The sequence below is a fragment of the Bacteroidota bacterium genome, assembly GCA_008933805.1.
In the GTDB taxonomy this organism is placed as follows: Bacteria; Bacteroidota; Bacteroidia; order UBA8524; family UBA8524; genus SB11.
On record WBUH01000028.1, the window covers coordinates 1 to 21,840 of the forward strand.

Here is a 21,840-nt window from a genome sequence, read left to right on the forward strand (position 1 = left end):
TCTCCGGTATGGATAAATCAAGGGGCTGGTCAATACTGATACAGGTAATGCCGTATGAGGCTAACTCACGGATAACCACTAGAGCATCCGTTATATTTCTGGAAAACCTGTCCCAGCGAATAAATATTAATTTGGTTATTAAACCTTTATTGCGTTTAACAAAAGCCAGCAGTTTTTTAAATTCCGGCCTGTCAAACGTTTTGGCAGAATAATCTTCCTCATAATGGGCAGCAACAGCATATCCCTGAGACGTACAATACTTCTCCAACTTATCCTTCTGATCCCGCAGAGAATACCCTTGGCTGGCTTGTTCGTCTGTCGAAACCCTGCAATACGTGATAACCCTTTCCATTGCTAATTATCTTTAGATTGTTCCTTTTTCTGTTTGCTTTTATACGCCCTTATAACCAACTCCACAAAAACACGAAGTGCCGCCTGATTGTCATCGGGACAATCGGTTTTATTAATAGGAGTATGTGGTTTGGGCTTAGCCAAAGATATAAGATTTAGAGTGAAAACGCTCGTAAATACTGGGAAATAGTTACGAACAAAAGATATAAGCCATAAAGAGATTATGGCTGAAAGGCAACCGATATAGGACTAATTAAATGCCAAAAAGGAGTGGAAGACAAAATGACAGTTACAGATGATTATCAGCTATTAAGTAACTCAAGCCATCTTTCGCGGGCAAATCGGTTAATATCCGTTTTGTCATCATTACTTATATTGAATTGACCGAGTAACCTGTTTATTAGTTTTGTTTTCTTATTATTCGACAGCCTGGCATATTTAATAAAATAGAGCAATGCCAAATATTGATACGGATAAGGGAACTCTCCATAACTTCCCATAATAGTAATGGACTCAATAAGGTGCCGTTTTGCTTTTCCGAAACTATTGTAAATTCTGTTTTCGATAATATACCCACCTAGGTTGTTTAAATACCTGCCTTTATCCTTAGTAAATTTTAACTGTAGTTTATTATCTCGTGTTTTTTTGATAAGCTGTTCAGCTAATGTTACCGCCTGAGAATAATAACCTACAACAATATTGGTCGTTTGGGCGTGTGTATTTGTATATTTATTGTAATGCCCTAAAAGATTATAGTATTCCGGATAATCATTCGTCAGGTTAAAGCCATCCAAAATCACTTTTGCCCGGTTTAACTTCTTATTCCTTATCAGGAAGTGAGTATAGTCAAGCCTGAATTTCGGATCAGGAAGTTTAGCTATTTCCTGAACTCTCTCGTGAGCAAAATATCGGTTTAACACTTGAGGCAAAGTATTTATGCCCCACGAACTTGTCAGAATGGTTTTGGTTAACGGAATCTGATAAAAATGAGCAGGATTATTAGCGGACAATGCGCGGGCCTTTTTCAGGTAGCGCATTTTGGTGATGTCATCGCCGGAAATCAATGCTTGTAGTTCTTTGTTGTTTTTCAGGCTGACTGTTTTTTTAAATGTCGGGCTTTGCATCGATAATAAAATACCCAGTGCCTCAGATTCATTTAAAAAACCCAGCAGGTCATAGTTTCTTGAATTGAAATCCAAAAGCAATAAGGTAAGCCGCGGAGCCATAGCAGTCCCTGCGGAAAAAGAGTTCTTTATACTCTCAAGCCTTTTTATTTCAGTAAGGACTAATTCCAGGAAATCACCGACTTCAATATGAGTACAAATATTTTTCAGATGTTTTAACACCTGTTCGTCGTAACCACCGCTGTTTATTAGTATACGAATAGGTCGTTTAAGGTATTCTGTAGTTACAGGCTCATCATTTAATATCCTTAAACTGGCTAAGTATAATTCCGCTTTAGCTAAGCCTGTATAATTATGGTTATTATAAAAAACCTTTTTGGCCGTTTTTGCCCATGTTATGAGCTGAGGATAGGGTAAATACGGGTCTGCAATATCAATAAGTGTTAAGTTAATCAATGCGGTTGTGCTGGACTTTGTACTCGGTATAAAACTGTCGAACGCTGAAAACATTAGCCTGGCAGCATAATTTCCGCCGTCTATTTTATAGTAGTACTTTGCAACCGTTGAAGATAGCTGGCAGAGCCTTTCAGTGGAGATATGTTCCTTTAGTACTTTATCCGAAAGAAAATCAAGGATAAATAGTTTAAAGACCTCCGCTTCCTCTTTAAGAAGATTTTTGTCATCATAATTAATGAGAATATCGAGTCCAAGCTGAAAAGCTTTTATCACAACTTCAATTCCTTCAACAATAAATTGTTGCTTTTCCAAAAAGCGACGCTTGATTGCTTTAAATAATTTAGCCAAAGTGTATGAGGCGTTTGTTAGATCCCCAATACTGTTATATGTTGAGGAAAGAGACCAATACAGCCAAATAAATTCAGGGTCATAGGGAAGCATGGATAAAAAATACCTTGAATCAATTTGAGTATTTAGTACATCAATATATAAATGCAGAAACCCTGTTTTTTTTAATTTACCACGGTACCGCAGGCATTCCCGGGTTTCTTCCCAACGTCCTGCCTTTTGATAGAAATAAAGAGCAATGCCTTTATGAAAGTTGTAGCCCGTAACCATTAATTGGTCGGCAATACACCAGAATAAAGGCTGATAGTTGACCTTAACGTCCGGTAAATTAAATTTCCAACAAGGATCAGCTAATACAAGTTTTCCATTCTCTTGTCTAATCAATAAGGTCTTTTCTAATAATCTCTGTATTATGAGCGCAGGAGTACAATTTATCAAATAGAAAGAGTCCGTTGTTGCTAATTGGTCAAAATTAACATTTGCGGCTAAACCTTGCGGTAAGGATTGGAAAAAGCTGATTAATGCGATTTCATCTTCAGATAACAAGTAACTGCCTATCGAATACTCCTTAGGATACAACTGTTCTAATCGTAGATTTATTCTATCCTTAAAATGCTTTAGAACATCTTTCAACAAGAGTTTTTCATTATTGGGAACTTTCTCATAATTATCTGGGTTTAATAATGATGACAAAGTCCTCCCATGCTTCTCTTGGCCCCCTAAAACTGTTTTTACTGCATTAACTATTTCTAATGTGTCAAATTGAGTAACAATTTCCTGTATGTCAGGAAAATGTTTTATTTGCTCTCGTTGAATTTTTTCAAACTCATGCCAATTCATACCAACGAGGTTCGATTGCACCAGCGTGAACAATATATCAATAGAACCAATATTCTTATCACTGCTCTCAGTGAAGGCTAATTTTACGTTCTCAATATCGTTGGTAAGAAAATCCCAAATTGTTCGCGTAGCAGGTTCAAAACCTCGTTCTTTTAGTACCCGACCAAGGTGAGTGCGTGTAAAATTTTTCCGGTTGCGTGTTAATTCCTTTCTGATAATCCTTGTTAGCAACACAGTAAGAAAAACATTCTTATAAACGCTTTTTATTTGCATTTAACTGATAGTTAGTTGTTTGTAGCTTTTGGTTGCCCAAGAAATAGTGGGTGGCAGCCAAAAAAACACCTTTTATAGGTTGCTTCGAATATTGAAACACCAAGCCAAAAGGTGAGTGTTTCAAAAACATTTAAAACAATAAATACAAATAAACAAAATCACATGAAATAAAAAACAATTATGGCAGGAAGTTAAGGCCATGTAGTATGCCGGGCTTACATACAAAAAGACCGCCCTCTGATCCAGGGCGGCCACGCTTCACGAACTTACACATTATCAGACAGTTCGCTACTCCTTCGAGGATAGCAAGTTATGGAAAAGCTGTCAATAGGCAGCCATACAGCCGTGTAAGTTCACCAAAAATGAGCTTGTGCGGCTTTTTATTTTACCCACCTGCCGCATAAGCCTTATCCCAAAATCTCCGGGAAGGGTAGAACACATTAAAACTTAGAAAGAAATGAAACATTTACCGTACATGAATACCTTAAAAGGTATCATCGCAAGCTATGGCGGCGCGGCCGCCCTCAAAAATCCATTGGTAAAATCCCGCATACTGAAAGAATTGGGACTAACCTGCAGGGACATCACCGATGAACAAATGGCTGAAGCCCTCAACTACATGAACGGTATCGCTGCGCGTGAAGAGCAGGGTAAAACAAACCGCGAACCGGGCGAACACTCAGTTAACTTCACCGCCGCAAAAAATGCCTATGAAGAATACCTCATCGGCAAAAATCACCATGATACCGCCATCACCATAATAAAAGGTATCAAACGCAGTTTTTGGGAAAAGCAGCACGCCCCCGGTCTGCTGTACTGTGATAAGTACCTGTTGAGGCTGAAGGCCGACAAAGCATACGCGGCAAGAAATCTCCACAAACTGCAAAATATCATCCTTGATGCCGGAAAATTCGTTGTTGCAGCGCAGGGTAAGGGTTTGTACGGACCTACCCATACAAAATCTCAAGCTCATGTGCAATACAGATATGGCCTGACCCTGTTGTCCAAAGGCATGATGGATTCCGCGAGCGAAGAACTGCACAGGGCCCAAAAACAGTTGCACGAGGTGGAGCAGCAATACCCGACCTATAAAGGTCATAAACTGCTTTTGCACCAAATCCAGGCTGCAATACGTTGGGCAGACAACTAAGACACCTCAACCCCGGCGGATGCCGGGGTTCTTTTCCATTCACTTCACATTTTATTATGAATAAAACTAAAAAAGAAAGGGAACTGCTTCAGGACGAAGCAACCCTTACAGCACTCGACAATTCCATTCAGGATGTCCAAAACCAAATAGATACGGTTGTAGCAAAACGGCAGGCTATAGAAGTAGGCATTGCACGCACCCCAGAGGGTGTGGCTAACCTCAAACAGTTTTGGAAGATGAAGAACCTTGAAAACAGTGAGCAGTTCCTATCAAAAAAACTCGATAGGCTCAAATACCAAAAATCTCTACTGGAACCACAACGCAATATCCCGTCCCGTGACCCCGAAGACACTTTTGATGAATACGCTGCTGCTGAACGGGAGCAAAAAGCTATTGATGCTGAAAGGGCACTGGAAAAATCCCGTCAAAACAAAATGAATAAAGAAAACGACAAAGAAATGGATCGCTAATACAATGGAACCTAAAAACAAATCCGATCCCACTGTTGAAGATATTATGTTGGCTCATTCAGTAGCCAACCTCTGTAGGCTATTGCAAAGAAAAAGAATTAATAACCCTCCAAAAACAAAATACCCTTCACCAACTAACCGGGAGTAACCCCTCACAAAAACTAACCCTTCACAAAGAGTTGGAAAGCATTGCCAATAAAGAGGCACACCTTCTACGGCAAGTACACAATTTAAAGGCTTCATTGGAAACGGTTCAATTACAGTACAGTATAGAACGCTACCCGGCAGATTTTGACACTCCCAAACACCCATCATTGCTTGATACCCTTCGTAAAAACAGAAAAGAAAGGGATGAAGATATAGAGCGGCAATCACATTTAATAAGTACAAATTTTTTTACCATTTAAATAGTTACAATAATGAATATACAAAAAACCAATCCTATGGATGCGGGGCTTGAAGCCCTGCTTCATAGGGAACTCGACACCATTAAAGAAAAATTTATTTCCGATGCCAACCATTTAGCAGTAAGTAACCTTCCCCGCGAAGGCGAAACCTTTTCCTTCTATTGGGCGGAACACCATAGCAAATTTGAGAACCTTATAACTCGTATCAATCAACATCTTCAAAGTGATGCCTTGCTATTTGAGGTGCGCCAAACTACCGATGCGGCAAACAGCAATAAGCAAGATTTGCATAATTCCCGCAAAGAGTTAGGGGATGCCCTTACAGACCATTGCGCGAATATGTCACAGCCGCCCGATTACAATCCGGCTAAACACATGGGCATCAAAACAACGGTGGCAGCCATTGCCTTGTTTGAAGGGCTTTATACTACCCCGATCTTCTCTCAGTTTGGCCTCAACTGGATAGAGTCGGCAATAGCCGCTTCACTCTTGGCGATAGCTCTCTCCTCCTATTACGATAGCGTACCTGCGGTACTGCGCCGTGCACGTACCCCAAAAGAAAAACGCATTGTGTTTGCGATTATGTGGCTACTGCCGGTTGTCTTCTTTTATTTCATAGGCACGGGGAGGGCCGATTATCTCACACAGTTATCGCAACAAGATGGCGGGGAAGGTATCATATACAGTCCGGGGTTGTTTATTGTTACCTCGGTAATAATGACTTCAATTGCTATGTTGTTATCCTTACTCCAACCGGATAAAGAAACCAAAACAAAATATACCAATTACAAAACAGCACAGCGTAAAAAGAAGGAGTTGGAAGCACAGCTTGAGGCAATTGAGCAACAGATAAAAGCTACCGATGTAAACTCCCGCTCAACGGCACTGTCAGCCGCACAAATCTACGAGTACGGCCATACCCTCGAGCAACAGGTAATCTCCTTTGCAAAGAGTGGTTTTGAGGACTATAAAAAGCGCATTGTAACCCGAAAGACAACACCATTCGCACCATCCATTCAAGAGCCGTATCCTTTTCCGTTTAAAACAAACTTCAACTACAAATCCACCACATCTAATGAATAAACTCATCTTCTTTGCAGTCATTGCAGCGATAGCAGCAGGCTGTACCCAACAACACTCGTCAGACTCCTTTAATATAGAACTGGTAGTGTTGGTAGATATTACCGACCCACACCTCATCTATCCCGATGCCATCACCTTGTTGGAATTTGCAGGAGTAACTGCGGATATATACACAGGTGCGTGCATTACCGTAATCCCCATCACCGACGGGGATTATACGGAAGCAATTCTATGCAAACTGCCTAAAGAAAATCCGTTAACGGTGAACAAAGACCTGCGTAAGCAAAAAGTGAAACAATTTTCTAAAGAGTTATCTGCACAATTGACCGTGCTTGCCAAACGCGATAGCATTAAGAAAGCGAAATCTATAGTTTTCAGAACTTGTGCCAAAGCACTCAATACACTCTCAAAAAAAACGGCATCACACAACGCACGCAAAGTCTGCATAATCTACTCAGACCTGCTCGAGCATTCAAGCGTCAGCCTGTACGATTCAAAGACTCAGGAACTATTAAATAAAGACCCGGAAGCCGTAGCGTCAGCCTTGGAGCAGCAGTATCCGTTAGAGGACCTGAACAACATCAGTATTTTCTTGGTGTATAAAGCACCAAACTATAAAGAAAACGAAGCGTATGCAAAACGCTCGCAGGTTTTTGCGCATATCTTCAGAAAGCACGGCGCAGAGGTATTCATCGGCTCCCTCGGTAGCCGGTATGCAGACAATTATCAGTAATACACATTTACCATGTCCAAACGCCCTCTATTTGTATGGGGTAGGAGATTCGGAAAAGTCACGCTTTTATTAGGTGCTGTAAAGAACACCGCATCGGAACCGAAGCAATCCCCCTATTACCAGCCACAAGGGAAATCAAGCGCAGGAGCTCTTGCCTTCGCATTTTTGGTTATCGCCCTCTACCTCTTTGCCAAATACTACGGCTGGGTGGAATAGTGCTATTGCACAAAGGCTTTTTTGCCTACACACCTCAAATCAAAAACTCTTCAATTTTTTCTAAACAAATTTTCAATTACCAATTCATTAAAAAATAAAATATCATGGACAACGCCAACAAAATTTTGGGTTATATTTTTCGCATCAGTATAACCCTTGCACACAAAACCCTTATCTTCTTAGGCAAATTAATTGAGCTTATTTTAAAAACCTTCTTCGCCCTTATCGCTGGTACGACAGCTACTCAAGCCACTACTACCCAACACAACGCTTCTTTCAAGGACAATCCCGGTGAACTTATCAGTTTTTGGAACAAAGGCGTGAGGATTGGCGACCGTGCGCTTTCGATAGAAACCTGCACACGCCACATGGCTGTTTTTGGTGCTCCGGGTAGCTCAAAGAGTTTAGCGGTTGTGGCCACAACACTCCTTTCATCACGAGGTGAAAAAAGCTATGTGGTTAGAGATCCAGCAGGTGAATTACACAGGATAACATCAGGCTATCTTAAGCAACAAGGATATGATGTTCGGGTTATAAATTTATCAAACGCTCAATTAAGTTCTGATGCATGGAACCCACTTGATGGGAACTTGTCTGATGCCGATTTAGGAAGGCTGGCAGAATTAGTTACTACACCAAACAATGGGGGAAACGAAGGAGAGTCCTACTGGCGACACTCAGCCAAAGAGCTTGCATTCGTGCTTATGAAAATCCTCAAAACCCAAGACCCTAAATATCACAATTTTTACAACTTGAAACGATTATGCGAAAAATTTGCAAGCGACGACAAGGCTCTTGATAAATATGTCATACACGCACCTGAAGATTTGCAACTTGCCTACGCAAGTATCATCAGTATCCCGGATAAAACAAGGCTTTCAACAGTGGCGACCCTTAAGGCCAGTCTTGCGTGTTTTGTAGATACAAACCTCGCACAGATCAGTTCTAAAAGCACGTTCGATTGGGGCATTACCCGCACCCGACCGACGTGCATCTTTGTCCAAGCATCTGTACTTGACGACAAATACTTAAACCTCTATCAGTCCATACTGTTTTTCCGCCTGATGAATAGTCTAATGACTGACGTTACAAAAGACGGATTACCGGTGGTATTAGCCATTGATGAGGCATCATCGCTCAGCCTAGGTACATTTCTCGAAACGATTTTGGCGACAAGTAGGAAGTATAAAATTTCTATCCTGCTGATTTATCAATCATTTTCGCAAGTAGAGCGTGCCTATGGAAAAGCAGGGGCGGAAAGCGTTATAAGCTGTTGCTATTCAAAACTATACATGGCGGGTCAGAATTTGACTACAGCACAAGAACTTCAACAAATGCTTGGTACAACGACTGTAACTGATGAAAATGGCGCAAAGCGAGTTGAACCTTTAATGTCGGCTTATTCCATTAGAACAATGCAAAAGGATAAGGCATTATTACTTTGTGGTAATTACCCAGCTATTATTGCTGATGTTAAACCCTACTACACTATTTGGCGGTTTAAAGAACGGTCAAAAATACCTCCAACAGTTATTGAGCCAATCTCACAGATTATTATTCCGCAATTACCCCTCTAACTGTTTCTTGTTATGGCACGCAAACCCAAACAGGGAAGCGGGTGGTTTACCTACATGGAGCAACAGGGGTTAGTAGGCGCGGATGAAAACAGACTAAAAATTGCCCGCAAAAAGTACCATGCGATTTGGAAACGTGAGTGGCGAAAGCAACAAAAAGACAGCGGGGCTGTATATTACAAGCCCCGCTTTTCTAAAGATGAAGTAACGCAACTCAAAAAAGCAGCCACAGCCTACGGAAACAGTCCAACCAAGCTCATCCAAGAAATCACCATCGGCCACCTCAATAATTCTCCAGTATTGCCCAATGTTGCAATCTTTAGAAAGATTATGCAATTGCTCGGCCTCATCCACGAACATCTCACTCAACACGAAAACACCACCCTCTCATTCGATGAACTCGATACTTTAAAAGCCCGCCTTACCATACTGGAAAACTGGACCATGAGCTTGTACCACAACCCGCCGGAATTGTTGGAGTTAATCGAGCAATCCTTACAAAGGTCCCCGGAACTTATAACAACCATTAGGCAACTAATCGAAAAAAAGTAACCGTGATTATCAAGTCCCTTAGCCGCAAGACCCCATCCTATCGACAACTCATAAACTATGTTCTGCACGAAAATGAAAAACCCGCACCCGACGGGCTTGAGCGGTTTGTGTACACTAAAAACCTCACCGGCCACACAGTAGATGAATGGGTGCAATCTTTCGAAACTCAGGAAAGCTATCGCTTATACCAACGCTCTAACCAAAACTACCTGTACCACGTTATAATTAGCTGGCATATTTCTGATAGACAGAACATCACAACTGCGATGCTAAAAGATATTGCAAGGGAGTTTGCCAAACGAAGGGGTATATCACTGTACGTTGCAACACCACATTTTTTGCAAAATGCGGTACACCTGCACGTGGTGCACTCAAGTTTAGAGCTACTCACGGGGAGGTCGTTGCGAATAAGTAAAGGTGAGTTCGCCAAACTCAAGCGGGATTTGGAAGCCATACAATTGGAACGCTACCCCGAAATAACTCACTCCGTCGTAGATCACGACAAAAACAACAAGGTACGGATACACGATAATGAATACCACCTTAAAGCACGGACTGGTACAACCGACAAAGAAATACTTACCCACGCCATAGAGCAGGCACTCACCATATCCGCCTCACCCGATGATCTCAAACAACTTTTACAGGAACAGGGGATTACTGTATATGAACGAAACGGCCGTTTGCAAGGGGTTTTAGCTCCTAAAACCAACAGAAAGGTACGGTTCTCCCGGCTTGGGTTTGATAACCACATCAACGCATTACAAAAGGAACATACAAAAGAAAAAGAAATAGTATCAACCCTTGACCGTATCCGTAAGCAACGCGAAGAGCGAAAGAAGGAAAGGGAACGGTGATACACCATTTATAAAGGGATTTATAAATCAGGCTGCCTATGGCGGCCTTTTTTGTTTCTAGACATGAAAGGGGCTTGGGGAAAACGGCACAAAAAATACAGCCCTGAAAGGTAGGCATAATGTATTTTTTGGATTGTTGTCCCCAACCAGATTGCATTGGACGGTTAATGGATACCGTCCAATGCAATCTGGCTGATTCAGAGAATATAGATTTACACTTGACACAACATAGATATTTTTATAATATTTGTAGAAGATGTTTGTTTTTTTGAAAAAACCGCGTACCTTTGCCGTCCGTTAAATTTTTATTGTTCACTATTAAACTATTTACTAGTCGGTTGCAATAGCTTATTAACATTTTGTGAAGATTAAGAATTTATATCAGGATAGCGTCTTGAGTAAATTTGAAAATAATAGAACCCGCCCACGCTTAATGAAATTTTTTCATGCGCACCCGGGCGGGTCATTTTTTTTACGCTATGACGGATTTTCTAAAACCACATCTTACTATTGATGAGCAAATTAATCTACTCGAAGCTCGAGGTTTAATCATCAATGATAAAAAGCAAGCTCGAGATTATCTTTCGATGATATGTTACTTTCGGCTAATACCATATCAACGTGATTTACAGGATAATCAAAGTGCTGATCATTCTTTTTTTGATGGTATAACTACAGACAACATCTTTCAAATTTATTTCTTTGATAGGGAACTTCGTCTGTTGATATTCGACATGATAGAACATTTCGAAGTTGCTTTTAGAACACAACTGAGTTACCATTATTCCGTTGATGAACTTCCTTTTTCCAATGGGGCAGGAAGGAGATGGTGGTTTGAAGATCCAAAGAATTTTAAGGAGCGTAAAATCTTTAATCAAAACTTGAGGACAATTGATGAAGAAATTGAAAGGGCAAAGAAGGAGAGTATAATTCGGCATTATCATTCAAAATACACTATCCCCAAACGGCCACCTTCTTGGATTACTTTTGAAGTAATTTCACTAGGATTACTGTCAAAAATATTTCGTTTACTAAAGTTATCTGAAGCAAAAAAAACAATTACAAAGAATTTCAATCTTTACTCCCCGGATCTACTTGAAAGTTGGCTTCACACATTGACTTATGTAAGAAATATTTGTGCCCATCACGGACGTTTATGGAATAGGACAATGAAAGTTCGACCTCAAGTTTTAACAAAGCCCCAAGATATTTGGATAAGTGATAATAATGTAAGTTTGGATAAAATCTACATATCCCTGTGCTGTGGATTATATCTTTTGAGGGTAATCGATCCAAAGACAAAATTTGTTGCGAAGTTTAATGCAATAGTAGAAAAATATCCTGAAGTGGATTTAGCATATATGGGATTCCCTATCGACTGGAGGGACGAGCCTTTCTGGAACGAGGATGCCAGAGTGCTTTAAACGAAGAACCATTTAAAAACGCTTTACTACAACAAAAAACTCTCGACTTTCGTTGAGAGTTTTTAAGTTTCTTACATCACTTTACCCGACTTCACATCAGAAAGGCGACATTCATCAAAGTGAATATCCCGTTCAATCCTGAGGCCGAACGGCAGCCGCAGAGCCTCCATTTCATCAATAGAGAAGCTGCCTAGTTCGTCCACAAACATCCCTGTCACATACCCGAAACAGATATTGTATTCAGGGTCGTAACTAATTGCCCACCATGTTTGTGAGCCACAGGGATTAAAGAATTTAGCAACGATGATTGGGTCGCTTTCCTCACGCTGTTCGCCGATTTCCAAAAATCGGGCTTGTAATTCAGAAGTAATAAGTTTCATGGTGTAGGTGTTATTGGTTGGTATAGCTAAGCCATACCAACCATCACCAAAACAGAAGCATTACACTCATTAAGAAATCAGGCAATCCATAGTGAGAGATGAAGGAGGGTGAAAGAACAGTACACCGATAAGTATAAGGTGCAGGTATATACCTGCAACGGGGGACAATTTTACTCCCGTTAACAATCCATCAAAACAAGAAAGCCGCTACCGCGGCTTTACTTGGATTTGAGACAAAGACACAACATTCATATTGCTCTCCGGAGAGGTCTTAGCAGCCCACAATTTAGAATCCTCCTTTCGGGTAATTATCGTAAGGCTGTGCGGCGACCCTGTAATCTTGTAACTGACAGAAAACCCATCTGGCGTATCCGCATACAAAATTTCCGCATCCGATACCCCACGCAAAAACACATTAATGGCAGCCATCTTCGCGCATACCGGATTGTGTTCGAGGCCGTAGTATGCACGTTCCTCTCCAAACGCAGAGAAAAGTGCGGAGATAAGCCCGCCGCTTCTGCAATCCGTTACCATAAAGTCAGGGGCGATAAGAGGTGTATCCCGCTTCGATAATGCGTGAGCCATCACCAAATATGCATTATAAGGCAGGATGAGCAGTTCCTCTTCCTTCATAAAGTACTGTTGATAATACTCTCCCAATACATCGGGATCTTCCCTAAGATTCACCCGCTTTTGTATCTCTTCAATCAATACATGGAGCAAAAACGGAAACAGCTTCTGTTCCCGTCTTGTATAGGGTCGGGAGACTTCGGAGTACCATGCCTCAAAATTAAAGGGTGAAGGGGTCTGCTGTGGTGAGTCGGCAGCCAATAAGCAAATGGCAACTGACAGGAAATTATCAAATACACGGTCAGGGGGGTGCCCGGTAAAGTGCTGTAGTAATTGTTCAAAAAGGTTTATAGAGTTATTCATAAAGGACTTGGTTTAGCATCACCATACCAAAAGCCCTTCAATCACTTTTAAAGTTTGTATCAAGAAAAAATAAAAAGGCCTGCCCCCGAGCGGGAACAGGCCGTGTGTATACAAATGCACTACCGTTCTTTAATTCTCTAAAAACTCCTCAACATCAGGAAAGTCAGCCTCTTTGTAATTCTTTCCATTTGGCGTAGTAATCCGCCAGCCGTCATCATACTTTGCCATCTTGACCGAATACGTTACCTCATCGTGTTCCTTATAATTCTTGTGGTGTCCAAACGGCGTAATATCATAACGCACACATGTAAACTCCACCGTTGCCCGGGTTTCGTTTCCATCATCAAACAATATTGAGGTTACTTCTTTCAGCTTCCGCATATTGGTTGCAAATTGGGTGCCTTCAGTTCCTGTATATCGGTAGCGCATACCTTTGTCAGTTACCGTCAGGTCCGGAAACATAAGACCGTAATAGTGCGGTACTGATAGATACCCCTCTCTTATCAGTGTTGTATAGTGATTGGCAACGGTTACGTTTAGATTAAGGCTCACCGTTTCCACATTGGGATATTCGTAGAAATTTTCAATCAGTTGTGCTGCTTTTTTGCGTGTGAGCTTACCATTAGAACAACCGGAAAAAATAAAACACGATACCACAACTAATAGCGTGATATATCTTTTACACTTCATAGCAGGTTATTTAACAAACTCAACAATATCTGCCGTCACCGTACATTGTCGTTGCCACATCACCAAATACAGGGGAGTAGTAATTGTTCTAAAGTCCACACTTACATTGGCAAGCAACTGCTTGTCCGATACATTGTACTCACGCATTAGATTTTCTTTTGCTTCTGCTACAAGGGCCTCTTTACCAAGACCACCCATATACAGTACAACAGTGGTTGTGGCCTTGCCTTGTGCAGCCCGCTTAACGATTTTGTAGTTAGCAGAACTGAGTTGTGCCGACGATTGAAACGTTCCCGAATGCACCCCAAAACAAGAACTGAATAAAATGACTATGACAAAAGAAATAATAGTTAGCTGTTTCATACCGATAGAATTTGATTGTTTCGGACAAAACTATCATGTCCACACAACCCCACCTACCGAAACCCGTAAGCGGTAGAGAAAGATAGGTGAAGGGTAGAACAAACAAGGTAAACGGTAAAATCAGATGTAAAAATGTTCCTTCAAATACGCTTCTACCACCTTACCCCTATCCCGTGACGGATATAATGTCTCATCATTGGCCATTACAATTGCCCGGTTGTTTACCTGCTTTATGTTGTAAGTGTTGATGAGGTAGTTGCGACGGATACGTAAAAAGCCGTTGTAGTGGAGAGCAGCTTCTATATCGCTCAAACGCTTGAAGATAACTGCTGAGTGGGTTTTGGTGTCATACGGTTTGAGGTAGTACACCAACGCCTCGTTATTATCTGCTTTGAAGTATAGAATATCCGTCAAAGCGATAAACGAAAACCCCTGCGCAGTGGGCAATGCGATTTTGGGGACAGGGGTAATATGGTGAAATACGCTTTTCACAATTAAAAGAAACCAAAAATACACATTCTGACGATTTCGTCATTAATAAAGTTTCTTAAATTATCAACCTTGCCCTTATGGGTTACCTACGGAATCAAGAGTTACTGGAAAAAATCGGGTTATTGATAAAACAAATCCGAATAGAGCAGGGCATTACCCAAGAAGAATTTTATAACGATACTAATATCCATATTGGGAGAATAGAAACAGGGAAAGCAAATATGACTGTAAGTACCCTTGAAGCAGTGTGTACATACCTTAAAACTGACTTGAAAACATTTTTTAATAGGCTCAATTAGAGTATTTTCATTGAGTTAACAGGAAATTGGGATTGGACGGGGATGTTAACGAAAGAAAATCACACAGAAGAAAAACCCTTACCCAAAAGAAAAATAAAGAGACAAGGGTTTGCCGCTTTCCCCGCGCGGCAAAAACGGCCCCGTAGAGAGCCGTTCGCCTCACATACCCTATACAGGATATAGAAATACTTTAGTAGCCGTTATTCATAAGGCAGGGGTTCCAACTCCTTGCTCTGTGGTTCAGGTTCTGGGTTGTCATTTACAGGTTGTGGTATATCTTCCACCTGCGCATTAGAAAACAAGTACGCAATACCATAAAACCGATACTCTTCTTGGGTAGGGTTCGCATGGTCTGTGTCGGCTTCCTCGTTTAGTTCATCGGTAACAGGTTCTTTAGGCACGTGCTTTGGCTTCGACCACAGTAAAAATGCCTTTTCGCCTTTCTTCACCTGCTTGCCTTGCTGTTTCCATCCCATAAAGCTGTTAAAGGTTCTATGTTCACGGCTTTTGTATAGGGTTTCCATAATGGCGTCGTTTATAGTTTCAAACGTGCCGTCATCAACTAGGTCTTTCACTTCAAGGCTTAATAGTTTCAACCGTTCCCGCGCTTGGTCTATGGGGCGGGGTTCTTTGGTATCTTTCAATTCCTGTGTTTTTTCTGTCGTGGTTGTCATAGTATTACTTATTAGTGTGTTTGTGTTCCGTTATCTGTTTTTCAATGGCCTGTATTTTCTGTACATAGCCCGTATGGAGTTCGCTATAAAAGCGGTGTAAGAATTTGGAGTTGCTTATGGTGAACTCATTGCCGTTACTGCCTTCAAGTCTAAGTATGGCAGTATAGTCGCCTTCGGGAGTGAGGGTGATTTCTTCCAACCGTTCTTTGCGGTTGATAAGCACTCTCCGTTTGCGGGTAAGCTGTTCCAATCGGTCAAAAGGACTATTCGTGTTCATGGTTGTTTGAGTTTTGGTTTTGCATTTCGGGGTACTCTTCGCGGATAGTCGCTTCTACCTTTGCCAATCGCTTGTTATATATCCTAAGCAGAAAGCGAAGGGAACGCAGTATAGTTTTATCAGTGGTGAGCTTGAAATACACCTTTTCATAATCTCCCACACCTGATACAAGGGTAAATGTGGTGCGGGGTTGCTTAAAAATAATATCGGTAGAGGTAAGAAATGTGAGCTGGTCTATTTTGGTTTCAATCAGCCGCTTGTTTTTAAGCAAGGTTTCCAATCGGTCAAAGTAGGATTGTGCCATCATAATAATTTGAAGTTTAAAGAAACCACCCGCCACAAGACGGGTGGTGTGCCAATTTTTACGCGGCAGGGGTTGCCTTCTTTTGTTCTGAATACAAAAAAATGCCGTTTTCCAAATCCGTGATTTTGCCGTCAAAGAGAGCAAGCAAGTAGTTACGCAACTCTATCACCAACTTAGGGTTTTTGATTTCATACGAATTTTGGTTGAAGTCTTTTAGCACAATCATACCCCCGTACTGGTTAGTATGCTCAAAGATGTCCTCGTGCGCTTTCTCAAAAGACAATTCAGACACCGCATCCTTATGCTCCTGAAAACGTGCACGCTTATAGACAAGGTCGGTTAAACCGTCAAAGTACTGCGCCTGTTCTTTTTGTGCTTGGGCTTTCAGTTGTTCAGCGGTAGGCTGTGTGGTCGTTTTGTTTGCTGTGGCGGGTGTTACTTCCTTCGCACCGTTGCCGTTTGTTTTGGGTGTACTCATGGTTTTAAATAGTTTTTACTGTTGTGTGTCTTTTGCGGGAAGGTTCTCTCTCAACAAAAAACATTTCCCCCGAAAGGGATAAGCAAACTCCCATCGTGCGGTATAGCGGAATTGGCAAGGCTGTAGGTCATATTTTTTATGAGGCGCGAAAGAAAAAATGTGAATACACCGAAGGCTTCGGCCTTGACAAGAGGGCGGATTGAAATTTGCTTAGCCCCTTGAGGGTGAAAAAAAGAAGATGAAGAAAAGGCAAAAAAAAGAAAGTCAAAGCAAAAATCCGGGTGAGCAGGCCCGGATTGCGTGGAGAGGATTTTACTCTGTTATAAAACCGGTAAAGGGTATGAGATTTTGAGGCACGAAAACTGAATACACTTTGTGCAATTTACCTTACAGAAACCGCTTAATAATTCTGAGGATAATTTTAGTCCGTGCCAGTGATAACGGCATGGGTCTAAAAGCAGTGGAGCAGAGGGGAAAGAATTGGGTTTTCACAATCTTATGAGGAAGAATTGAATTTAAAACAAAACACCCCTTTTGTGGCCAGAATATATCCTTTTCACAAGAGGATATTGAACGTAGTTAAAAAAGTGTCGTATTAGCCTACTTGGGCTTTTTATTGGATTCTTTCAGAGTAAATTTCTTTTCTCCAGTTTCAATTACCAACAGTCTTTGTGGTATTTTTGCTTTTCTTTTAAAATGTATTCATGAATTTGTCATTTATAAAATCCCCAAATTCCTTCATTTCATTTTGATATTCTATAACTTTTTTTATTCTATTTTCATCGTTTGAGTCTAAAGGTTGTTTCTCTCTTGAATTTCTCAAATGAAATCCACCAAAAATTCCGATTGGATGCAATATGAGTCGTACGTCTGATTCAACAAACCTATTCTTATAAAATTCATTCAGTAATTTTAACATCTTTTCGTATGTGTTTTTATTTGATTCGATCCAAAGATTTTGGGCTTCAATATTCTCTTGCCAGTCTTTTGGGCGTGGTGCACATACTTGTATATATGGTAGTCCAAATCCTTCCCCCTCTCGATTTGTGTGCCCTGCACATGAAGAGGTAGTGGGAATGCCCATCGCATTTAGTGTTGCAACAGTATCTTTAATGTCCTCATCTATTCCAAGTCCAAGTTTGTCAGTAATTTTCTCAAGTGCGGCGCGAGACTTTTCCCATTCAACTCTTTTTTTATATTTTTCAGCGCTATCCCCCTTCAATAACTCTTGTTCAAAATTATTCATTAATACATTGTACAAAAAGCAGGGTGGATATTATATTTACAAAAAATAATAAATATGGCAAAAGAGGGAAGGCGAACATGCCCCGATTGTGCAGAGCAAGAATGGTACTATTTAACAGTTAAGGGAAATGGGCTCTGCGAGCACTGTAAGGGGGAAGGCTATGAGCCTTTAGACATAATGGAAAAAGTTATAAATGTCGTATCTACTATTGAACGAGATGAATGCACTGTTTGTGGGGGAGATGGGGAGTGTAAAACCTGCGATGGTTCTGGATGGGAAGAATTCAACTATGATGAAGAGGATTAAAGACATTAGAGAATTATGAGGCGATGAATTAAAATTTCCTAAATAAAATGAGAACAGTCTATAAGGCCATATCTATGATATTGAAATTTACATCATAAAACACCTGATTTATGTAGCACCGTTACATAACGATATTTTATTATTTATACAACTTTATTATCTTCAAAAATTGATTGTAGGAAGTTTATTTCTTTAGCTATTTGATAATAAACAGTAATGGGTAATTCCCCTGTTATAGAAGTATGGTTCAAAGTTTCAGTCTTAGAGTGCACCTTAGGAGACTTTTTGTTTAAAAAGCTCCTTTTTACCTTGAAAATATTGATTATTTCAGTGGTTCGAAAGTTCTCTCCGTCGAAGGTTATACCTTTTGGAAATTTGAACCATTGAAGCAAAATTTTTTGCGATGGATTTGCATTTAACCAACAATTTCCCGGATTTTTTAGGTATTCATCCGTAAAATCAACCATATCATCAACATCACAAAGTTGATTAGGTATATCGGCCAACATCGCCTCGGCATCATGCAATTGTTTTTGGGTCAAATCCAATTGGCGACCTAATACTTCATTATTAATATATCCCTGAAAGTTTTTATCTATCAAAGAGGCAATTTTTTCATTTAGCATTGTGATGTTTTTTTCCAGTTCTTTACGTCTGAATAGCGCATCACTTTGTTCTTTGGTAAGGTTTTCCCGAAGTTTTTCTTTAAACTCCTCCAACTTATCGCCTTTTAAACTGAATTTATTTACGTAGGCTGCAAACTTGTCATTCAAAAAATCGCGCTTAAAACTCTTTCCCTTGCCGGAATAGTAATAGTAGGGGAACTTCTTATTTCTGCCTTTCGCCCACCCTCCGGTGAGTTTTTTCCCTGTTTCAGCATGAGATACAAAACGTCGCAATGGAAAGTCAGGATGTTCCGTCAAATAGAGGTAACTCCGCTTCGCGCGGTTCTTTAAGACCCACTGTACCTGTTGGAATTGATGTTCGGGAATGAGTGCTTCATAAGTTCCCGGGTGTTGTTCTCCAAACTTTACAATTTGACCCATATATACTTTATTTTTCAGCACTTTATAGAAGTATGACTTTGTGAGTTTTTTACCCCGTTTAGTCATTAAACCAGCGTCCAACATGTTCCGTCTTACTTCTTCCACAGAACAAATATTTTTTGCAACCATTTTAAAGGCCTGCTTTACAAGCGAGGCCATTTCATTCGGGTGAATGGTGCTTTTTCCGCCGATTTTTACATTGTCATAGCCAATAGGTGCTGACCACACATACCGCCCCTCACGCATGGCATCACGCATTCCGCCAACGCTTCGTTCGGTTCTTACATCATTATCAAATTGGGCAACATTGGCAATTATATTTTCCATAAACCGCCCCGCCGGTGTGTTTTCAAAATATTCAGTGATGGATTTTATTTCCACTCCATACCGTTTTAATAAGATGCGTATTTGACTGTAATCATCCGTATTGCGGGAAATACGGTCAAGTTTGTAGGTAAGAACAGTTGTAACTTTATTTTTCCTGTTGGAACAGAAATCAAGCAAATGCTGAAGCTGCGGCCTGTCGGTCGTCTTTGCACTTTCGCCTTGTTCAATAAAAATATGCGCAACTTCATAGCCTTCTTTAAAGGCATATTCTTTACAGTGTCGTTCTTGAGTTACCAAGCTGTTACCTTCATCTACCTGTTCTTTGGTGGATACCCGGCAATAAATAACAGCCCGTTTATTCAGTTGGTCGGTTGGTTTTGTTTTTGACATGGTGCTGGCTTAAAAATATCTTCACTAATAAATTGGCGAGATAGTCGAGGGCATCGCTGTCGGACGCAAAGCGAGAGGAGGGATTAAAATCCAAAGAAGGGCAACGCTTCCCGGTATCGTTGCTACACGAACACCTGCGTTGCCCATCTTTAGATTCAATTGTGGCACCGGGTAAATGGTGTTCGTGTAGCATAACCAGTGTATCAGATAAAGGAATAATTGATAATACCCCTTATTGTTATAGATTCTTGAAAGAATAAAAGAAGGGCGTATTTAACCTGCACTAAACCCTTTCTGAAAACTTTAGAAATATCTTATATACCTGCGTTATTATCTAAGCGGTATGCCGCCTCACTTTTCCACAGTAGGCTTTAACTGCATTAAAATAAGCCCTCCTATTTTGCGAGGGCTTTGGCTTGTACATTGTCAGTATGGAACTTGATGGTCGACAATTTCCGAATACGATTAAACGACATCGAAAAATTAACGGTTACTCCCAAAAACGATTAGCAAAGAAACTCGGTGTGAGCATTACCCATATTTCCCTTTGGGAAAACGGTAAGTTGCTCCCCGGACTAATCAATGTACTCAAGCTCTGCGTCATCTTCCAAGTCAGCCCCTTTGACCTGTACTATGACCTCTTGTATGCAGTCAGCGAAGATTTATATGTATCTGAACGGAAGGAAACCGATAACACTACCATGTATGAAAATATATGATGACACCACTAAAACATTGAAACCCTTTACACCACCCATGCAACCACCGCAATCCATCATCGGAATAAGCACCGGAACAAAACATCTTGGTATTGCGATAGAAAAGAACGGTGAACTGATAGAATGGAAAACCTGCCGTTTCCGTGGAACGTGGTCACCGCAAAAATTGCACACGATAATTCGCTACATTGAAAAACACCTGACAGAGTATTCAATCCACGCCATTGCCTTAAAGATACCAAAGGCAAATACGCAATCAAGCGGTCTTATGGAACTCAAAGAAGCTATCGTGCAACTTGCTAAAGACAGCAACACCCCTGTGTACACCTATACCATAAGGGATTTGCGAAGCCGATATTCCGTCAAAGGTGTGAGCTACCGATTAGCCTTGATGTACGCTCTGTGCGATGCAAAGCCGGAACTGAAACGAGAGTTCAATAGGGAAGTGAAATACAAATCGGGCTACTACTTCAAAATTTTTGAGGCGGCAGCCTGTATTGAACTCTGCTACCGAATGTGGGACTTATGACTACTACAAATATGAAAAATTACGCCATTCTATCCAAGAAAACATACATCGATGAAAACGGTGAAGAAAAAATAAGCTGGTACAGGGCAGGACATATTAAGGAACTTGCAACAGGTGCCAGGTATCTTGTCCTATACCATCAGCCTGACACGGAATTTAAGATTGTGGAAAGTGAAGGGAATACAAAATAATAAAACAGATAAGAAATCAAACTGAATACAAGTTCATTTTTCTAAAAAAGAACAGGATGCTCTATCTACTCAGTCAAAAGCACTAAACAGCAAGTGTTGGAATATTGACAAAATATATGACTGGTGAGTTATATTCCTTACTTTCAGGTCAAGTAGTGACTATTGCAGTTATATCAAAAAAAACAACTCTTAAGGAGTTGTTTTTTTTGAACTTTTAGAAAGCAGAAATTCGAGTGTCTTGGGGTTATTCTATTTCAGTCTTATGTTGATGCAAGTATTGAAATACTATAGGCATAATGAATTCTGATAACAATCTTTTCTGTAATTTTCACTTTCAG

The 21,840-nt window shown here is 40.6% G+C and carries 27 protein-coding genes; 14 read left to right on the top strand and 13 right to left on the bottom strand.

Annotated features, from left to right (window positions below):
- Together F9K23_18280 and F9K23_18285 are read right to left on the bottom strand one after the other, a co-directional pair.
- Positions 1-352, bottom strand: a 352-nt coding sequence (locus tag F9K23_18280) for a recombinase family protein (protein ID KAB2912870.1), incomplete at its 3' end; no start/stop codon positions are given.
- 301 nt (positions 353-653) lie between these two features.
- On the bottom strand, positions 654-3,392 hold the full coding sequence (locus F9K23_18285; GenBank protein KAB2912871.1) for a hypothetical protein: 2,739 nt from the start codon (positions 3,390-3,392) through the stop codon (positions 654-656).
- Positions 3,393-3,849: 457 nt separating this feature from the next.
- Between F9K23_18285 and F9K23_18290 the strand changes: the two genes are divergently transcribed.
- The 9 genes from F9K23_18290 (at position 3,850) to F9K23_18330 (ending at position 11,858) form a co-directional block, all read left to right on the top strand.
- A complete protein-coding gene (locus F9K23_18290) occupies positions 3,850-4,542 on the top strand; it encodes a hypothetical protein (GenBank protein KAB2912872.1) in 693 nt (230 codons plus the stop codon).
- A 56-nt stretch (positions 4,543-4,598) separates the two neighbouring features.
- Positions 4,599-5,012: a hypothetical protein gene (locus F9K23_18295; GenBank protein KAB2912873.1), complete on the top strand. Its 414-nt coding sequence runs from the start codon at positions 4,599-4,601 to the stop codon at positions 5,010-5,012.
- Between the two features lie 179 nt (positions 5,013-5,191).
- Positions 5,192-5,419: a hypothetical protein gene (locus F9K23_18300; protein ID KAB2912874.1), complete on the top strand. Its 228-nt coding sequence runs from the start codon at positions 5,192-5,194 to the stop codon at positions 5,417-5,419.
- 12 nt (positions 5,420-5,431) lie between these two features.
- Positions 5,432-6,502: a hypothetical protein gene (locus F9K23_18305; GenBank protein ID KAB2912875.1), complete on the top strand. Its 1,071-nt coding sequence runs from the start codon at positions 5,432-5,434 to the stop codon at positions 6,500-6,502.
- Positions 6,495-7,235, top strand: coding sequence for a hypothetical protein (locus F9K23_18310; GenBank protein KAB2912876.1), 741 nt, complete (start codon positions 6,495-6,497; stop codon positions 7,233-7,235). Before F9K23_18305 ends, F9K23_18310 begins: the two co-directional genes overlap by 8 nt.
- 320 nt (positions 7,236-7,555) lie before the next feature.
- Positions 7,556-9,028, top strand: a complete 1,473-nt coding sequence (locus F9K23_18315; protein ID KAB2912877.1) for a type IV secretion system DNA-binding domain-containing protein — start codon at positions 7,556-7,558, stop codon at positions 9,026-9,028.
- A 12-nt stretch (positions 9,029-9,040) separates the two neighbouring features.
- Positions 9,041-9,577, top strand: coding sequence for a hypothetical protein (locus F9K23_18320; protein ID KAB2912878.1), 537 nt, complete (start codon positions 9,041-9,043; stop codon positions 9,575-9,577).
- 2 nt (positions 9,578-9,579) lie between these two features.
- Positions 9,580-10,434, top strand: a complete 855-nt coding sequence (locus tag F9K23_18325; GenBank protein ID KAB2912879.1) for a relaxase/mobilization nuclease domain-containing protein — start codon at positions 9,580-9,582, stop codon at positions 10,432-10,434.
- Between the two features lie 446 nt (positions 10,435-10,880).
- Positions 10,881-11,858, top strand: a complete 978-nt coding sequence (locus tag F9K23_18330; GenBank protein KAB2912880.1) for an Abi family protein — start codon at positions 10,881-10,883, stop codon at positions 11,856-11,858.
- A 71-nt stretch (positions 11,859-11,929) separates the two neighbouring features.
- On the opposite strand, the gene F9K23_18335 is transcribed toward F9K23_18330, so the two are convergent.
- The 5 genes from F9K23_18335 to F9K23_18355 all read right to left on the bottom strand — a co-directional run bounded on the left by F9K23_18335 (position 11,930) and on the right by F9K23_18355 (position 14,740).
- The gene (locus tag F9K23_18335; GenBank protein ID KAB2912881.1) at positions 11,930-12,238 is read right to left on the bottom strand and encodes a DUF2958 domain-containing protein; all 309 of its coding nucleotides are present in this window, start codon (positions 12,236-12,238) and stop codon (positions 11,930-11,932) included.
- Positions 12,239-12,445: 207 nt separating this feature from the next.
- Positions 12,446-13,171, bottom strand: coding sequence for a hypothetical protein (locus tag F9K23_18340; protein ID KAB2912882.1), 726 nt, complete (start codon positions 13,169-13,171; stop codon positions 12,446-12,448).
- A 129-nt stretch (positions 13,172-13,300) separates the two neighbouring features.
- Positions 13,301-13,861, bottom strand: a complete 561-nt coding sequence (locus F9K23_18345) for a hypothetical protein (protein ID KAB2912883.1) — start codon at positions 13,859-13,861, stop codon at positions 13,301-13,303.
- Between the two features lie 6 nt (positions 13,862-13,867).
- A complete protein-coding gene (locus F9K23_18350) occupies positions 13,868-14,224 on the bottom strand; it encodes a hypothetical protein (protein ID KAB2912884.1) in 357 nt (118 codons plus the stop codon).
- Between the two features lie 120 nt (positions 14,225-14,344).
- The gene (locus F9K23_18355) at positions 14,345-14,740 is read right to left on the bottom strand and encodes a LytTR family transcriptional regulator (protein ID KAB2912885.1); all 396 of its coding nucleotides are present in this window, start codon (positions 14,738-14,740) and stop codon (positions 14,345-14,347) included.
- Positions 14,741-14,793: 53 nt separating this feature from the next.
- On the opposite strand from F9K23_18355, the gene F9K23_18360 reads away from it, so the two are divergent.
- Positions 14,794-15,015: a helix-turn-helix transcriptional regulator gene (locus F9K23_18360; GenBank protein KAB2912886.1), complete on the top strand. Its 222-nt coding sequence runs from the start codon at positions 14,794-14,796 to the stop codon at positions 15,013-15,015.
- A gap of 200 nt (positions 15,016-15,215) precedes the next feature.
- On the opposite strand, the gene F9K23_18365 is transcribed toward F9K23_18360, so the two are convergent.
- The 5 genes from F9K23_18365 to F9K23_18385 all read right to left on the bottom strand — a co-directional run bounded on the left by F9K23_18365 (position 15,216) and on the right by F9K23_18385 (position 17,994).
- Positions 15,216-15,689: an ArdC family protein gene (locus tag F9K23_18365; GenBank protein KAB2912887.1), complete on the bottom strand. Its 474-nt coding sequence runs from the start codon at positions 15,687-15,689 to the stop codon at positions 15,216-15,218.
- Positions 15,690-15,693: 4 nt separating this feature from the next.
- Positions 15,694-15,966, bottom strand: a complete 273-nt coding sequence (locus tag F9K23_18370; protein ID KAB2912888.1) for a hypothetical protein — start codon at positions 15,964-15,966, stop codon at positions 15,694-15,696.
- Positions 15,953-16,273 carry a hypothetical protein gene (locus F9K23_18375; GenBank protein ID KAB2912889.1) on the bottom strand — a complete coding sequence of 107 codons (321 nt, stop codon included), beginning with the start codon at positions 16,271-16,273 and terminating at the stop codon, positions 15,953-15,955. Before F9K23_18375 ends, F9K23_18370 begins: the two co-directional genes overlap by 14 nt.
- Positions 16,274-16,328: 55 nt before the next feature.
- Positions 16,329-16,748 (bottom strand): hypothetical protein, encoded by a 420-nt coding sequence (locus tag F9K23_18380; GenBank protein KAB2912890.1) that lies wholly within the window; start codon positions 16,746-16,748, stop codon positions 16,329-16,331.
- Between the two features lie 691 nt (positions 16,749-17,439).
- Positions 17,440-17,994 (bottom strand): hypothetical protein, encoded by a 555-nt coding sequence (locus tag F9K23_18385; protein ID KAB2912891.1) that lies wholly within the window; start codon positions 17,992-17,994, stop codon positions 17,440-17,442.
- Between the two features lie 54 nt (positions 17,995-18,048).
- On the opposite strand from F9K23_18385, the gene F9K23_18390 reads away from it, so the two are divergent.
- Positions 18,049-18,300 carry a hypothetical protein gene (locus F9K23_18390; GenBank protein ID KAB2912892.1) on the top strand — a complete coding sequence of 84 codons (252 nt, stop codon included), beginning with the start codon at positions 18,049-18,051 and terminating at the stop codon, positions 18,298-18,300.
- A 143-nt stretch (positions 18,301-18,443) separates the two neighbouring features.
- Here F9K23_18390 and F9K23_18395 read toward each other — a convergent pair whose 3' ends face one another.
- Positions 18,444-20,063, bottom strand: a complete 1,620-nt coding sequence (locus tag F9K23_18395) for a hypothetical protein (GenBank protein KAB2912893.1) — start codon at positions 20,061-20,063, stop codon at positions 18,444-18,446.
- A 431-nt stretch (positions 20,064-20,494) separates the two neighbouring features.
- On the opposite strand from F9K23_18395, the gene F9K23_18400 reads away from it, so the two are divergent.
- Genes F9K23_18400 through F9K23_18410 form a run of 3 tightly spaced genes read left to right on the top strand, consistent with a single transcriptional unit; the run spans position 20,495 to position 21,502 of the window.
- A complete protein-coding gene (locus F9K23_18400) occupies positions 20,495-20,782 on the top strand; it encodes a helix-turn-helix transcriptional regulator (GenBank protein KAB2912894.1) in 288 nt (95 codons plus the stop codon).
- A complete protein-coding gene (locus F9K23_18405) occupies positions 20,769-21,311 on the top strand; it encodes a hypothetical protein (GenBank protein KAB2912895.1) in 543 nt (180 codons plus the stop codon). The genes F9K23_18400 and F9K23_18405 overlap by 14 nt, the downstream gene beginning before the upstream one ends.
- Before the next feature lie 11 nt (positions 21,312-21,322).
- Positions 21,323-21,502, top strand: coding sequence for a hypothetical protein (locus tag F9K23_18410; GenBank protein ID KAB2912896.1), 180 nt, complete (start codon positions 21,323-21,325; stop codon positions 21,500-21,502).
- The last annotated feature ends 338 nt before the right edge of the window (positions 21,503-21,840 follow it).

Coding starts and splice junctions, on each gene's coding strand:
- F9K23_18285 (KAB2912871.1), bottom strand. CDS start 3,392: ATGCAAATAAAAAGCGTTTATAAGAATGTTTTTCTTACTGTGTTGCTA.
- F9K23_18290 (KAB2912872.1), top strand. CDS start 3,850: ATGAAACATTTACCGTACATGAATACCTTAAAAGGTATCATCGCAAGC.
- F9K23_18295 (KAB2912873.1), top strand. CDS start 4,599: ATGAATAAAACTAAAAAAGAAAGGGAACTGCTTCAGGACGAAGCAACC.
- F9K23_18305 (KAB2912875.1), top strand. CDS start 5,432: ATGAATATACAAAAAACCAATCCTATGGATGCGGGGCTTGAAGCCCTG.
- F9K23_18310 (KAB2912876.1), top strand. CDS start 6,495: ATGAATAAACTCATCTTCTTTGCAGTCATTGCAGCGATAGCAGCAGGC.
- F9K23_18315 (KAB2912877.1), top strand. CDS start 7,556: ATGGACAACGCCAACAAAATTTTGGGTTATATTTTTCGCATCAGTATA.
- F9K23_18320 (KAB2912878.1), top strand. CDS start 9,041: ATGGCACGCAAACCCAAACAGGGAAGCGGGTGGTTTACCTACATGGAG.
- F9K23_18330 (KAB2912880.1), top strand. CDS start 10,881: ATGCGCACCCGGGCGGGTCATTTTTTTTACGCTATGACGGATTTTCTA.
- F9K23_18335 (KAB2912881.1), bottom strand. CDS start 12,238: ATGAAACTTATTACTTCTGAATTACAAGCCCGATTTTTGGAAATCGGC.
- F9K23_18340 (KAB2912882.1), bottom strand. CDS start 13,171: ATGAATAACTCTATAAACCTTTTTGAACAATTACTACAGCACTTTACC.
- F9K23_18345 (KAB2912883.1), bottom strand. CDS start 13,861: ATGAAGTGTAAAAGATATATCACGCTATTAGTTGTGGTATCGTGTTTT.
- F9K23_18350 (KAB2912884.1), bottom strand. CDS start 14,224: ATGAAACAGCTAACTATTATTTCTTTTGTCATAGTCATTTTATTCAGT.
- F9K23_18360 (KAB2912886.1), top strand. CDS start 14,794: ATGGGTTACCTACGGAATCAAGAGTTACTGGAAAAAATCGGGTTATTG.
- F9K23_18365 (KAB2912887.1), bottom strand. CDS start 15,689: ATGACAACCACGACAGAAAAAACACAGGAATTGAAAGATACCAAAGAA.
- F9K23_18370 (KAB2912888.1), bottom strand. CDS start 15,966: ATGAACACGAATAGTCCTTTTGACCGATTGGAACAGCTTACCCGCAAA.
- F9K23_18375 (KAB2912889.1), bottom strand. CDS start 16,273: ATGATGGCACAATCCTACTTTGACCGATTGGAAACCTTGCTTAAAAAC.
- F9K23_18380 (KAB2912890.1), bottom strand. CDS start 16,748: ATGAGTACACCCAAAACAAACGGCAACGGTGCGAAGGAAGTAACACCC.
- F9K23_18385 (KAB2912891.1), bottom strand. CDS start 17,994: ATGAATAATTTTGAACAAGAGTTATTGAAGGGGGATAGCGCTGAAAAA.
- F9K23_18390 (KAB2912892.1), top strand. CDS start 18,049: ATGGCAAAAGAGGGAAGGCGAACATGCCCCGATTGTGCAGAGCAAGAA.
- F9K23_18395 (KAB2912893.1), bottom strand. CDS start 20,063: ATGTCAAAAACAAAACCAACCGACCAACTGAATAAACGGGCTGTTATT.
- F9K23_18400 (KAB2912894.1), top strand. CDS start 20,495: ATGGAACTTGATGGTCGACAATTTCCGAATACGATTAAACGACATCGA.
- F9K23_18405 (KAB2912895.1), top strand. CDS start 20,769: ATGAAAATATATGATGACACCACTAAAACATTGAAACCCTTTACACCA.
- F9K23_18410 (KAB2912896.1), top strand. CDS start 21,323: ATGAAAAATTACGCCATTCTATCCAAGAAAACATACATCGATGAAAAC.